The following is a 12,624-nucleotide window of genomic DNA, read 5'->3' as shown; positions in this document are numbered from 1 at the left end:
GATCCTCCGCTGTCAGGGGAGCCACTCCTGGAGCCCGGCGAGATGCCCGAGCTCCGACTCGACGCGCCGCCTGTCGTCCGCGGTGAGCTCCAGAGCACGCAGATCCGCCAGCCAGGGGTCGGCAGGCTCACCCAGCGCCGTGGCCAGGTCGACGAGGTGACACAGGGCGATGGCCCGCTCGACCGGCGCCGCGTCCCCGCCGTGCCTGCGCACCGCGGACTTGAGCGCACGGAAGGCCTGCAGATCGTCGTTTTTGAACTCGCGCAGGATGCGGGCGTTGTCGAGCGCCCTGGCCAGGCCCGTCAGCTTCTTCGAGCCGCCGTACTCCAGCTCGGCCGGCTCGTCGCGCTGGATGAAGATGATCGAGTTTCCGGACGGGTCCATCAGCGTGAACCGGGACGCGCCGGGCCGGTAGCGGGTGATCCGCGGTAAGCCGGAGCTCAGCACCTTCCCGTAGGCCCGGCGCATCGCCGCGACGAACTCCGCGTGGTACGGCGCAACGGCGTCGACCATGACCAGGCAGGCCCCGGACTGCTCCCGGGCCGGATCCAGGTCCTTGGGCGCCGGTCCGAAGTGCAGCTGGAATCCGCTCCACCGCAGCGCCACATAGACATAGGGCTTGCTTTGCTTGTAGGTCGCCTCGAATCCCAGTGCCTCGTAGAACTCCAAGGTCTCCTCCACCGACACGCACGGCATCAACGGCACCGTCGTCTCGTTCGGCCGGACCGCGGGCTCGCTCACGTCATTCACCTTCCGGGCCGCTCGGCTTCCAGGTCGCCCGCGATGCTCGCAGCCTTCGGCACGAGCCGCATATGGATCGTTCCAGTGATCCCATCTCACGGCCGGTGCCGCAAACGCGTCGAGCGCCCCCCGAGGGAGGCGCTCGTCCGCGGTTCGGCAGCGTCAGTCCAGGTAGTCCCTGAGCATCTGGGCCCGGGTGGGGTGGCGCAGCTTGGCCAGCGTCTTGGACTCGATCTGGCGGATGCGCTCACGCGTCACACCGAACTCCCGGCCGACCTCCTCCAGCGTGCGGGGGTGGCCGTCGGAGAGGCCGAACCTGAGCTGGATGATCCGCTGCTCGCGCTCCGAGAGCGTGGCCAGGATGTCGTCGAGCTGGTCCTGCAGCATGATGAAGGCCGCGGCCTCCATCGGCACCACGGCGTCGGCGTCCTCGATGAAGTCGCCGAGGTCGGAGTCCTCCTCCCCGATGGGCGCCTGCAGCGAGACCGGCTCCTGGGCGATGCGCTGGATCTCCACCACGCGGTCGACGGGCAGGTCCATCTCGGCGGCGATCTCCTCGGGGGCCGGCTCCCGGCCGAGGTCCTGGTGAAGCTGCCGCTGCACCCGGACCAATTTGTTGATCGTCTCCACCATGTGCACGGGAATCCGGATGGTTCTCGCCTGGTCGGCGATCGCCCGGGTGATCGCCTGGCGAATCCACCAGGTGGCGTAGGTCGAGAACTTGTATCCCTTGGTGTAGTCGAATTTCTCGACCGCCCGGATGAGACCGAGATTGCCCTCCTGAATAAGATCCAGGAACAGCATTCCGCGGCCCACATAGCGCTTGGCGATGGAGACCACGAGCCTGAGGTTGGCCTCGATGAGCCGCTGCTTGGCGCGGACGCCTTCCCACACCAGGTCTTCCAGCTCCGGCCGGGCGAACCTGGCGGCGGGACTCTCGCAGAGCTTGTCCTCCGCGAACAGGCCCGCCTCGATGGCCTTCGCCAGCTCCACCTCCTCTTCGGCGGTGAGCAGCGGGACCCTGCCGATCTCCCTGAGGTAGATCCTGACCAGGTCGCTGGTCGGAGCGCGTTTGCCGATATCCTCCTCGTCCGGCTTGCCGGGCTCCTCGTCGCCTTGCGGCTCGAGGACCTCAACCCCGTTCTCGGCGAGCATCCGCACGACGCGCTCCAGCGCGTCAGCGGGCAACTCGGATCGGTCGAGCGCGGCGGCCACGTCGTCAACCGTGACGCTCCCGCGTTCCCTTCCCTTCGCGACAAGGTCCGCCACCTGATCTACCGATGGCGGCCTGCTTGGCAGCACCGATGCACCCACGCAACACAGTGTGCAGGAAAGGCACCTCTAAATGGCAGGCCTATTTTTGTCACTCAAGGTAAGGCGGAAGTCAATACCGAATCGAGATCAAAACATATGTTTGGCGACTGTGAGATCTGGAAAGGGACGTTTATTCAGGCCCCGCTGGCGCGTTCTCGCAACACCCGTCGCTGCTGTTCCAGCGCCACGAGTTCGCCGAACAGCCGGTTGTACTCCTGCTGCTCGTCGACCGGGTTGAGCCGCTGCAGCCGCGACTTGACCTGGGCGACCGCCCGGCCCACCGCGACCTCCTGGATCTTGGCCAGGACGGCGGCGCCGTACCGCTCCTCGACGTTGACGTCGGCCCGCACGGCCTCGACCGCGAACCGGGTGACGAGCGGCTTCAGATCGGCGCCGGGGCCGTCCGGCGTCCCTGCGTCCGCCTGCTCCAGCAGCCGGTCGACCCACTCGCGCCCGCCCGGCCCTCCGGCGACGGTCCCCCCCGCCGCCAGGACGAGCTCGTACAGGGCGACGTGCTCGGGCAGGGTGAACGCCGCCGCGCCGAGCGCGTCGAACTCCGGCCCGAGCAGCGCGGGCCGCTGCACGGCGAGCTTGAGCGCCTCCGCCTCCAGGCGGACGGCCGGGTCCAGGGGCTCCTGTCGCACCGGGGCGGACCGCGCCGGCGCCGCCGCCGTCCGGCCCGTCTGGCGGTGTCCGGGAGCGTGGGCGCCCTCCTGCGCGCGCCCCGCGACCTGCTGTACGCGCTGGATGACGAAGCCCTCGTCCATGAAGCCGAGCCAGCGGTCGAGGTCCACCACGTAGGTCTTGCGCAGCCCCGGGTCCTTGATCGATGCCACGACGGGCGCGGCGGCGTCCAGCGCGGCCAGACGGCCCTCGTTGGTGTTGAGGTCGTAGCGGGACAAGGTGCTGCGGATCGCGAAGGCGAACAGCGGCTCACGGCCGGCGATCAGGTCGCGCACGGCGGCGTCGCCCTGCTTGACCCGCAGGTCGCACGGGTCGAGGCCGTCGGGCTGCACGGCGACGAAGGTCTGCGTGACGAACTTCTGCTCGTCCTGGAACGCGCGCAGAGCGGCCTTCTGCCCCGCCGAGTCGCCGTCGAAGGTGAAGATCACCTCGCCCCGGAACTCGGCCTGGTCGAGCAGCAGCCGGCGCAGCACCTTGATGTGGTCCTCCCCGAAGGAGGTGCCGCAGGTGGCCACCGCGGTCGGCACTCCGGCCAGATGGCAGGCCATGACGTCGGTGTAGCCCTCGACGATGACGGCCTGGGTCCGCTTGGCGATCTCCCGCTTGGCGAGGTCGACGCCGTACAGCACCGAGCTCTTGTGATAGATCGGGCTCTCTGGGGTGTTCAGGTATTTGGGACCGTCGTCGGAGTCGAGCAGCTTGCGCGCGCCGAAGCCGATGACGTCTCCGGTGATGTCGCGGATCGGCCAGATCAGCCGGCCGCGGAACCGGTCGACGGGACCCCGCCTGCCCTCGCGGGCCAGCCCGCCCTTGATCAGCTCCTGGGAGGTGAACCCGCGGGCCATGAGGTGCCGCGACAGCGCCTCCCACTCGTTGGGCGCGTACCCCACCCCGAAGTGCTCGGCGTCGGCCCGCTCGAAGCCGCGCTCGGACAGGAACCGCCGCCCCGGGGCCGCCTCCGGGGCCGACAGCCTCTCGGCGTAGAACTCGGCGGCGGCGCGGTGCGCCTCGATCAGGCGCAGCCGCTCGCCCTGCTCGCGCCCGGGCACGTAGCCGCCCTGTTCGTAGCGGAGCTGGATCCCGGCGCGCTGGGCGAGCCGCTCGACGGCCTCACTGAACGTCAGATTCTCGATCTTGCGGACGAACGTGATGACGTCGCCGCCCTCGGCGCAGCCGAAGCAGTAGTAGTAACCCCTGGCCGGGGTGACGTTGAAGGAGGGCGACTTCTCATCGTGGAACGGGCACAACCCCTTCAGGTTGCCCCCGCCCGCGTTGCGGAGCTGGATGTGCTCGCCGACGACGTCGGCGATCGGCGAGCGCTCCCGCACGAGCGCGATGTCCTCGTCACTGATCCGACCGCTTCGCCCTGCCACGCTGGCGAGTCTAGAGCCTGCCTCCGACAGCCCGGACGCCCCGCCGCCAGGGCAGCGACATGTCATGACTTTCCCGAATCGGTCGTGATGCGGGACTTGGTCCGTTACAAAGGAAAGGTTCGGTAACGTCGACCAGGTGGAGATCATGCGATCGGGGAGACTGGCCGCCCTCGCCGGCGCCGCGTTCCTCGCGGCGTCCTGCGGCGCGCCCGCCGGAGTCGCGGGAGTGAGCACGCTGCCGCCGACGACGCCGCCGGGGAACGGCATCACGGCCGCGAGCGCCGACTCCCGGCCCGGCCGTGTCCCGCCTCCGCCCGGGGACACGCCGGTGCGGGTCCCGCCGCCGAAGATGTCCTCCTACACGTACGCCTTTCCCGTGAAGGGATGCAGGGCCTCGTACGCCCGCAAGCTGCTCGTGCTCCCCAAGACCGTGATCTGGGCGAGGAAGGGCTGCGCGTTCGTGTCGCCAGTCGACGGAGTGGTCCAGGAGGTCAACGTCAACAACCTCTGGTCCCCCTCCACCGACCGCGGCCCCGACCGCGAGGGCCGTTTCGTCACCGTCAAGGGCGAGGACGGCGTGCTGTACCTCGGGGGCCACCTCGACTCGGTGGAGGAGGGCATCAAGCCGGGCACCAAGGTCAAGGCCGGGCAGGCGCTCGGCCGCGTCGGCAACTCCGGCAACGCCCGCGACACCGCGAGCAACCTCTACTTCGCCATCTCCTGGCCGGTCTCGTCCCAGTACTGGTGGGTGCGCCGGGGCGTGGTGCGGCCGTGGCCCTACCTGGACGCCTGGGACGACGGCAACCCCACCGTCTCCCCGCGCAAAGAAATGATCACCCTGCGCAAGCAGATGGGCGAGACCCCGCCCTGCACGCAACTGTGCGCCTCGAAGCAGGTCACGCCCGTCCCCGACGAGACCAGGCCGCCCACGAAGAAAAAGAAGAAGAACCGTGGCGGTGACGACGACGACGTCGTGGTCATCCCGCTCTAGGCGAGCAGGGTCACCAGGGCACCGGGCCGTCCTCGGCGAAGAACCCGCCCGACGGTCCGTCGGCGCCGAGCGTCGCGAGCCTGACCGCGACCGCCGCGCCCTGCGCCGCCGTACGCGGCAGGGACATGCCGAGATCCCTGGCGAAGTCGGTGTCGCACGCCCCGGGGGCGATGGCGTTGACCAGAATGCCGAGCGGCCGCAGCTCCTTGGCGTACTGGATGGTGAGCATGTTCAGCGCGGCCTTCGACGGCGGGTAGCCCGCGACGCTCTGCCTCCGGGCGAAGTAGTGATCGGGGTCGGTCATGTGCGTCATCGACGCCGTGCCGCTGCCCACGTTGACGATCCGCCCGGCCTGCGACCGCCGCAGCAGCGGCAGCATCGCGTCGGTCACCCGGATGACGCCGAACACGTTGGTCTCGAACACCTCGCGCACCGCGCCGAGATCGACCGAGCCGGGCGTCTGCCGGGTGCCGCCCGAGATGCCGGCGTTGTTGACGAGCACGTCGAGGCGGCCGAACCGCTCCCCCACCTGTTGCGCCGCCGCCCGCACGCTCTCCTCGCCGGTGACGTCGATCGTCAGCGGGTGGACCTCCAGGCCGTCCGCCCGCAGCTTCGCGGTCGCCTCGTCGCGGCGCCCCGGGTCGCGCGCCCCGAGCAGCACGGTCATGCCGAGCTCGCCGAGCTGCCGGGCGATCTCGTATCCGATTCCCTTGTTCGCGCCCGTGACCAGGGCGATGGTGTCAGTGCCGTTCATGGAGACAAGCCCACCACCCCGTCCCTCCCGGTGCCCAACACCGTCTCGGTCACGGGCGATACCCTCGCGGTATGACCGCCGGTGACGACACCGTGGAGACGCGGGAGCTGACCTACTTCGTGGCGGTGGCCGAGGAGCTGCACTTCGGGCGGGCGGCCCGGCGGCTCGGCATCGCGCAACCGCCGCTGTCGCGGGCGATCCAGCGGCTCGAACGCCGCCTCGGGGTGCGGCTGCTGGAACGCGACCACCGCACGGTCGAGCTGACGGAAGCGGGCGAGACGCTGCTGCGGGAGGGCCACGCCGCGCTCGCCGCGGTGTCGGCGGCCGTGCGCAGGACCCGGCGGGCCGGCCGCGACACCCCCTCGCTCGTGCTCGCCGCCAAACCGGGCGGGGACGCCGACCTGCTGCCGGAGATCCTCGCGGCGTACGCGGCCACGCCGGGCGCGCTGCCCGTCGACATCGTCTTCAGCGCCCTGGAGCGGGGCGCGATGGTGCGGGACGGCCGGGCCGACGCCGCCCTGCTGCACGCCCCGCGCGAGGATCTGACCGGTCTGGCGGTCGAGGAGCTCCTGGTGGAGAGCCAGGTGGCGGTGCTGCCCCGGGGGCACCGGCTCGCCGGGCGCGCGGAGCTGTCGATGGCGGACCTCGACGGGGAGCCGCTGCCGCGGTGGCCCGGAGCCGTCCCCGAGGACTCCTTCCGGATCGCCGAGAGCGGCCAGCTCATGCATCTCGTCGCGCTCGGCCGGGCCGTGGCGGTCGTCCCCCAGTCGATCCGGGGGAACCTGCGTCACGACCTCGTCGGCGTGCCCGTGGCCGACGCGCCGCCGACGACGCTGGTCCTGGCCTGGCCGCAGGACGCGCGGTCGCGGGCGCTGGCCGCCTTCGTGCGCACTGCGGCGGAGGTCGCGCGGCGAGCGGGCCGGCCCTGAGGCGGCCACGCGAGTCACACCGGAGGCGGCCACGCGGGCCGGCCCGGGACGGACCCGCGACCCGGCCCTGAGGGCGGCTCCGGCGGGTCAGCTCGCCTTGAGCCGGTGGGTGGCCGCCGACAGACGGCGGTGCCAGCCCATGGCGGAGGCGTCGGTGAGCGAGGCGATCTGGTCCACCACCGCGCGCAGCCGCCCCGCGTCGTCGGCGGCCTGCTCGAACTGCGGCCGCAGAGCGGGCTCCAGCGTCGCCGGGGCGCCCCGCAGGATGAGCTCGCCCAGCTCCGCGATGATCTCGCGCTGCCGGAACTGGACGGCGTGGTGGGCCTCACGGGACATCACGTAGCAGGCCGTCACACCCTTGAGCAGCGCGCACTCCAGACGGGTGGTCCTCGGCACCACCAGGTCCGCGTCGTACCGTCCCGCGGCGCCCCGGCCGCCGGGCCCGGGGCGGCAGCCGTACGCCTCGCGCGTGGCGTCCTGCGCGGCACGGCACAGCCGTCCGATGAGCGCGCTGGTCAGTCGTTTCAGCGCGGCGAGGTCGGCGAGCCCCGCATCGAAGGCGGCCGGCCACAGCGGCTCGGAGAGCAGCCGCGCGAAGGTCTCCGACAACTCCTCCAGGCCGGCGTCGGGCGCGTACCACTCCCTCGTCACGCGGCACACCTCCAGCCGCTCCTCCGGGTCGCGCAGGGCCGCCATCGTGACGTGGCCGCAGGTCAGCCCGTCCTCCAGGTCGTGCACCGAGTAAGCCACATCGTCGGCCCAGTCCATGACCTGCGCCTCGAAGCCGACCGCGTAGTCGGGCGCGCCCTCCCGCAGCCACCGGAAGACCGCGAGATCGTCGGGGTAGACGCAGTACGGCTGGCCCTCACGGGCGAGCGGGACGCCGGGCACGCGGCAGGAGGAACCGGCCCAGGGATACTTGCAGACCGAGTCGAGCGTCGCCCTGGTGAGATTGAGCCCGGCGCTGCGGCCGTCCTCGGTGATGACCTTGGCCTCCAGCCGGGTCAGCAGGCGCAGGTTCTGCGCGTTGCCCTGGAACCCGCCGCACGGCGCGGCCAGGTCGTTCAGCGCGGCCTCCCCGTTGTGGCCGAACGGAGGGTGGCCGAGGTCGTGGGCGAGGCAGGCGGTCTCCACCAGGTCGGGGTCGCAGCCGAGGACCTTGCCCATCTCCCTGCCGATCTGCGCGCACTCCAGGGAGTGGGTCAGCCGCGTACGGGGGCTGTGCAGGCCGGTGCAGTCGGCGGGGGCCACCACCTGCGTCTTGGCGGCGAGCCTGCGCAGCGAGGCGCTGTGGAGCACGCGTGCCCGGTCGCGCTCGAACGCGCTCCGCTCCGGGTTGCCCGGCGGCTCCGGCACCCACCGCGCCTGGTCGTGCTCGTCGTAGCGGGCCATGCGTCCTCCTTCCGTGCGGCCCCGTGGGCGTGCCTCTCGGCGGCGGGCATTGGATCGTACCCCCGAAGGTCGGGTTTCACGACAGATCCGGTCGTGCGCGCCACCTCCCGCCTATCCGGATGAACTATCCACTTGGTCGGGCGGACTCGTTCAGCCTCCGTACACCGATTGGCATCTTCACGGCGGTTGTATACGCGCTTGGGAGAGGCGCCGCAAAGAGCGTCCCGACTGAGAGCGAGGGAAGAATGCCTTTTACCGGCATCAACTGGGCGACGGAGCAAGGGGCGTCTCGCCGTGTCCGGGCGGGATCGCCGCCGCGGTGATCGTCATCGTGGCGCTGGCCGCGAGCGGGGTGCGGCCCTCCCAGAACGATGGCCGTCCACTCCAACTACGTCGGCGCCGTCGTCCCGGCCAAGACCAACCACGGCAACTGGCAGCGCACATGCTTGCCCATCGCCGGTAGCCGCCGACCCTGTCTGTTCCGGCGACGCACGGCCCATCCGGCGCATCGCACCCCAGCATCTTCGCTCGGTCCTATCCGCGAATAACGGAGCTCCGATTCTCGTGACAACTTCCCATTCCCGCGGCCCGCTTGGTCGCCTCGCCTCCTCCCGCCCCCCACCCCCTCGGTGGCGGCAGCCCGATGTGACCGATACGGCTTCCGGCAGGCCGCCAGTGGGCCGCCCGCTCTTACACGTGGAGGGACAGTGCCGGTGACCGGCAGGAGGATCCGAAGAAGGGGCAGGGTCGTGACGTCTCTGCTCGTCACCCTGTGTCTGCTTCTTCAGGTCGGCTTTCAGCCGGCGGCGAGCGCCGCGACCACGGTCACGCTGAACTTCCCGATGCCCGAGGGGTTCGATCGGGCCGAACTGACGGCGTGGGCGAACGAGTTCAACAACCGCAACCCCCTCCTCAGCGAGACCATCCAGGAGGAGATCGCGGCACATCCCGCCGACTTCCCCGGGGCGCGTGACCTGGAACCGCGCGAGTTCGACGGCACCTTCACCGTGACGTCCACCGGCGTGTCGGTCACGGTGGAATCGGACGTGCACACCAGCAACCTGTCCTGGTGGGAGGAGGCGCTGATGTGGGTCAGCGTCACCGCTGGTGGGCTCGTGTTCCGGGTGGTGTGCGTCATCGGCCTGGTCCCCGCGATGCCGGCGACTCCGAACCTCGCCAAGGGGATTTGCGCTTCCCTGCAGGTGATCATCAGCAAGGGCATCGTCCTGTTGATCACGGCTCTCGAAGACGGGCCGGCAAGGGACTGGGCCTTCTGGGAGAGGATGCTGGGATCCCTCATCGTCGACGCCGTCTCCGCGTTGGTCTGGGAGGTCTGGCTCGGCCCGTTCGCCATGAGCAACTCGTTCGGCTCCGCCTTCGAGAAGATCCGCGACGGGTTCCTGTCGGTCGCGAACACGATCGAACGCTGGTGGGGCTCATCGGCCGGCTTCTTCAGGACGCTGGCCAATGTGGTGGGCGGACGCGGCCCCGGGACCGCGGGACGCCTGTTCGAGCTGGCCACCGCACGGGGTTGGATGCCCCGCACGGCCAATCTGCGGGTGATGCCGATGGGCGACTCGATCACCGTGGGCTACGGAGGAATCGGCGACAGCACCGAGAGATACGTCGGTTACCGGCGCGAACTGCTGAGTGGGTTGCAGACGGCCGGCCACTCGGTGGACTTCGTCGGTTCCCAGGACTCGGGCGCGGGCTCCATCTCCGACTCCGACCACGAAGGCCACGGCGGCTGGCGGATCGACCAGATCGACGACATCGCCGAATGCGCCGTACGCCGCTACCGGCCCAACGTCGTCCTGCTGCACATCGGGACCAACGACATGAACCGGAACTTCGACGTCGGGAACGCCCACCATCGGCTCGCCGCCCTGATCCGCAAGATCACCAATGCCGCTCCGGAGACCACGGTACTGGTCAGCGGGCTCGTACCGTCGCAGGACGACGCGATCAACGCGCGGATCGCCGCGTATAATTCCCGGATCCCGGACATGGCCAGGACCCTCGCCGCCGAAGGCCGGCGCGTGCGGGCCCTCAGCATGGGCGCCGTCACCGAGGCCGACCTGAGGGACAAGCTCCACCCCGGCCAGCTCGGCTACGACAAGATGGGGAGAGTCTTCCACAGCGCGATCAGCGCGGCGCTCCGCGAGGGTGTCATCGCCAGCCCGGTCGCCGGCAACCCGTCGGCGTGCCAGATGCCCCAGCCTGCCAACCCCGCCGAAGGCTGGAACGCCGTCGAGCAGATATCCGCGGGCTACGGCTATCCGCGTGACTGGGTGCGGTTCGCCGACATGGACGGCGACAACCGGGACGACTATCTGATCGTCCAGGACCTGGGGCAGGTCCGGGGCTGGCTGAACGGCGGCGACGGCCGGAGCTGGATTTGGAAGGGCGAACTCAACGCCGGCTACGGCTACCCCCGTGACTGGGTGCGGTTCGCCGACATGGACGGCGACAACCGGGACGACTACGTGGTTATCCAGGACCTGGGGCAGGTCCGAGCCTGGCTGAACAACGGCGTCGGCCAGAGCTGGACGTGGAAGGGCGAACTCGCGGGCTATGGCTACCCGCGGGACTGGGTGCGCCTGGAGGACGTCAACGGCGACGGCCTCGACGACTACGTGGTCATCCAGGACCACGGCGAGCTCCGGGCCTGGATCAACAACGGCCCGGGCAAGGACTTCACGTGGAAGGGCGAGATCAACCCGGGCTACGGCTACCCGCGCGACTGGGTGCGCCTGGAGGACATCAACGCCGACAAGAAGGTCGACTACCTCGTCGTCCAGGACAACGGACAGGTCCGCGCCTGGCTCAACGACCTCGGCGGCAAGGGATGGATCTGGCAGGGCGCCGTCATCGGCGACGTCGGAGTCGACCGGAACAACGTGAGACTCGCCGACGTCAACGGCGACCGGAAGGCCGACTACCTCGGGATCGGCCCCCTGGGCCAGATCGGCGCCTGGTTCAACGACCGCTACCCCGGTGGCCCCACCCCCGGCAACCCGGCACCGGTCGACCCCGGCCCCCCGCCCGCCAGTCCCGGGGAGGGCTGGAACCACATCGTCCAAATCTCCGCGGGCTACAGCTATCCGCGTGACTGGGTGCGCTTCGCGGACATGAACGGCGACAATCGCGACGACTACGTGGTCCTCCAGGACCTGGGTCAGCTCCGGGCCTGGCAGAACGACGGCGACGGCCAGAGCTGGACATGGAAGGGCGAACTCAACCCGGGCTACGGCTACCCCCGTGACTGGGTCCGCCTGGCCGACATGAACGGCGACAACCGGGACGACTACGTGGTCCTCCAGGACCTGGGTCAGCTCCGGGCCTGGCAGAACGACGGCGACGGCCAGAGCTGGACATGGAAGGGCGAACTCAACCCGGGCTACGGCTACCCCCGTGACTGGGTCCGCCTGGAGGACGTCAACGGCGACGGCCTCGACGACTACCTGGTCCTCCAGGACGAGGGCGAGCTCCGCGCCTGGATCAACAACGGCCCCGGTCAGGGCTGGACGTGGAAGGGCGAGATCAACCCGGGCTACGGCTATCCGCGCGACTGGGTGCGCCTGGAGGACGTCAACGGCGACCGGAAGGCCGACTACCTCGTCGTCCAGGACAACGGACAGGTCCGCGCCTGGCTCAACGACCTCGGCGGCAGAGGGTGGATCTGGCAGGGCGAGATAATCGGCGATGTCGGAGTCGACCGCGACAACGTGCGGCTCCACGACGTCAACGGCGACCGGAAGGCCGACTACCTCGGGATCGGCCCCCTCGGCCAGATAGGCGCCTGGTTCAACGACCGCTACCCCGGCACCCCGGACAACCCACCGCCCGCGGCCCCCATCCCGCCCGACCGGTGGCCTCCGCTCTGCGTCGCCAACCGCTGCCCGTGACGCCTGCCTGAACGATCGCCAACCGGCCCGTGAGGAGGTGGACCACCTCCTCACGGGCCTCTCCCCAGCACGAAGAACGGCGAGAGGCCGCAGCCCTTCCGCCCTCGCCGTCACGCGCCCGATCACGGCCCGCGATAGCGCTGTCGCGCGGGCATGGGCGTGGGCACCGCATACCGGCCCTTCCCCAACCGCCGGGTGCTGCTGGAAGCCCTGGCCGAGCCCGCCTTCGCCGAGGTGATCGCCTCACCCGCCACCGACGACGCGACCCCGGAGACCGCCGCCCAGCGCGATGAGTTCAACGCTCTGGCCGGGACGGTCCTTGCCCGCGCCCGCGAGACCGGCGCCCTGCGTCCGGGACTCACCGACGAGGACCTCCATCATCTGGTCTGCGGCACGGCCTTCGCGCTCGGCCTCGGCCCCACCCCGATCGCCCGCGTCGGCGCCTACCTGTGCGTCCTGCTCAACGGCGTCGTCGGCAAAGCGGAGTGACCGCGCACCCGACCGGCGAGTTGCCGCGCTAGGGCGTCACACCAACACC

General features: G+C 70.5%; 9 protein-coding genes. 4 read left to right on the top strand and 5 right to left on the bottom strand.

Going from position 1 to position 12,624, the window contains the following annotated elements:
- Positions 1-12: 12 nt before the first annotated feature.
- From ACQPZZ_RS12740 to dnaG, 3 genes are all read right to left on the bottom strand, one after another.
- A complete protein-coding gene (locus ACQPZZ_RS12740) occupies positions 13-741 on the bottom strand; it encodes a glyoxalase (protein ID WP_432931818.1) in 729 nt (242 codons plus the stop codon).
- A gap of 162 nt (positions 742-903) precedes the next feature.
- Positions 904-2,043 (bottom strand): RNA polymerase sigma factor RpoD, encoded by a 1,140-nt coding sequence (gene rpoD, locus ACQPZZ_RS12735; RefSeq protein ID WP_432934364.1) that lies wholly within the window; start codon positions 2,041-2,043, stop codon positions 904-906.
- A gap of 146 nt (positions 2,044-2,189) precedes the next feature.
- Positions 2,190-4,112 carry a DNA primase gene (gene dnaG, locus ACQPZZ_RS12730; RefSeq protein WP_432931816.1) on the bottom strand — a complete coding sequence of 641 codons (1,923 nt, stop codon included), beginning with the start codon at positions 4,110-4,112 and terminating at the stop codon, positions 2,190-2,192.
- 145 nt (positions 4,113-4,257) lie between these two features.
- Between dnaG and ACQPZZ_RS12725 the strand changes: the two genes are divergently transcribed.
- Complete coding sequence (locus ACQPZZ_RS12725) at positions 4,258-5,103, top strand: M23 family metallopeptidase (protein WP_432931814.1); 846 nt, start codon at positions 4,258-4,260, stop codon at positions 5,101-5,103.
- 10 nt (positions 5,104-5,113) lie between these two features.
- Here the strand turns inward: ACQPZZ_RS12725 and ACQPZZ_RS12720 are convergent, their stop codons facing one another.
- Complete coding sequence (locus tag ACQPZZ_RS12720) at positions 5,114-5,857, bottom strand: SDR family oxidoreductase (RefSeq protein WP_432931812.1); 744 nt, start codon at positions 5,855-5,857, stop codon at positions 5,114-5,116.
- Between the two features lie 71 nt (positions 5,858-5,928).
- Here ACQPZZ_RS12720 and ACQPZZ_RS12715 point away from each other — a divergent pair, with 71 nt between their 5' ends.
- The gene (locus tag ACQPZZ_RS12715) at positions 5,929-6,786 is read left to right on the top strand and encodes a LysR family transcriptional regulator (protein ID WP_432931810.1); all 858 of its coding nucleotides are present in this window, start codon (positions 5,929-5,931) and stop codon (positions 6,784-6,786) included.
- 87 nt (positions 6,787-6,873) lie between these two features.
- Here the strand turns inward: ACQPZZ_RS12715 and ACQPZZ_RS12710 are convergent, their stop codons facing one another.
- Positions 6,874-8,178 carry a deoxyguanosinetriphosphate triphosphohydrolase gene (locus ACQPZZ_RS12710; protein WP_432931809.1) on the bottom strand — a complete coding sequence of 435 codons (1,305 nt, stop codon included), beginning with the start codon at positions 8,176-8,178 and terminating at the stop codon, positions 6,874-6,876.
- Between the two features lie 749 nt (positions 8,179-8,927).
- On the opposite strand from ACQPZZ_RS12710, the gene ACQPZZ_RS12705 reads away from it, so the two are divergent.
- Positions 8,928-12,086: an FG-GAP-like repeat-containing protein gene (locus ACQPZZ_RS12705; RefSeq protein WP_432931807.1), complete on the top strand. Its 3,159-nt coding sequence runs from the start codon at positions 8,928-8,930 to the stop codon at positions 12,084-12,086.
- 153 nt (positions 12,087-12,239) lie between these two features.
- Positions 12,240-12,575, top strand: a complete 336-nt coding sequence (locus ACQPZZ_RS12700; protein ID WP_432931805.1) for a hypothetical protein — start codon at positions 12,240-12,242, stop codon at positions 12,573-12,575.
- Positions 12,576-12,624: the final 49 nt, after the last annotated feature.

The organism is Microbispora sp. CA-135349, from assembly GCF_050947365.1.
Classification (GTDB): Bacteria; Actinomycetota; Actinomycetes; order Streptosporangiales; family Streptosporangiaceae; genus Microbispora.
Note: the sequence above shows the minus strand (reverse complement) of the source record. Positions and strands in the feature narration are given on the sequence as shown.

Excerpts from the sequence above, each read along its gene's own strand:
- ACQPZZ_RS12725 (WP_432931814.1), top strand. The coding sequence starts at position 4,258 with ATGCGATCGGGGAGACTGGCCGCCCTCGCCGGCGCCGCGTTCCTCGCG.
- ACQPZZ_RS12720 (WP_432931812.1), bottom strand. The coding sequence starts at position 5,857 with ATGAACGGCACTGACACCATCGCCCTGGTCACGGGCGCGAACAAGGGA.
- ACQPZZ_RS12715 (WP_432931810.1), top strand. The coding sequence starts at position 5,929 with ATGACCGCCGGTGACGACACCGTGGAGACGCGGGAGCTGACCTACTTC.
- ACQPZZ_RS12710 (WP_432931809.1), bottom strand. The coding sequence starts at position 8,178 with ATGGCCCGCTACGACGAGCACGACCAGGCGCGGTGGGTGCCGGAGCCG.
- ACQPZZ_RS12700 (WP_432931805.1), top strand. The coding sequence starts at position 12,240 with ATGGGCGTGGGCACCGCATACCGGCCCTTCCCCAACCGCCGGGTGCTG.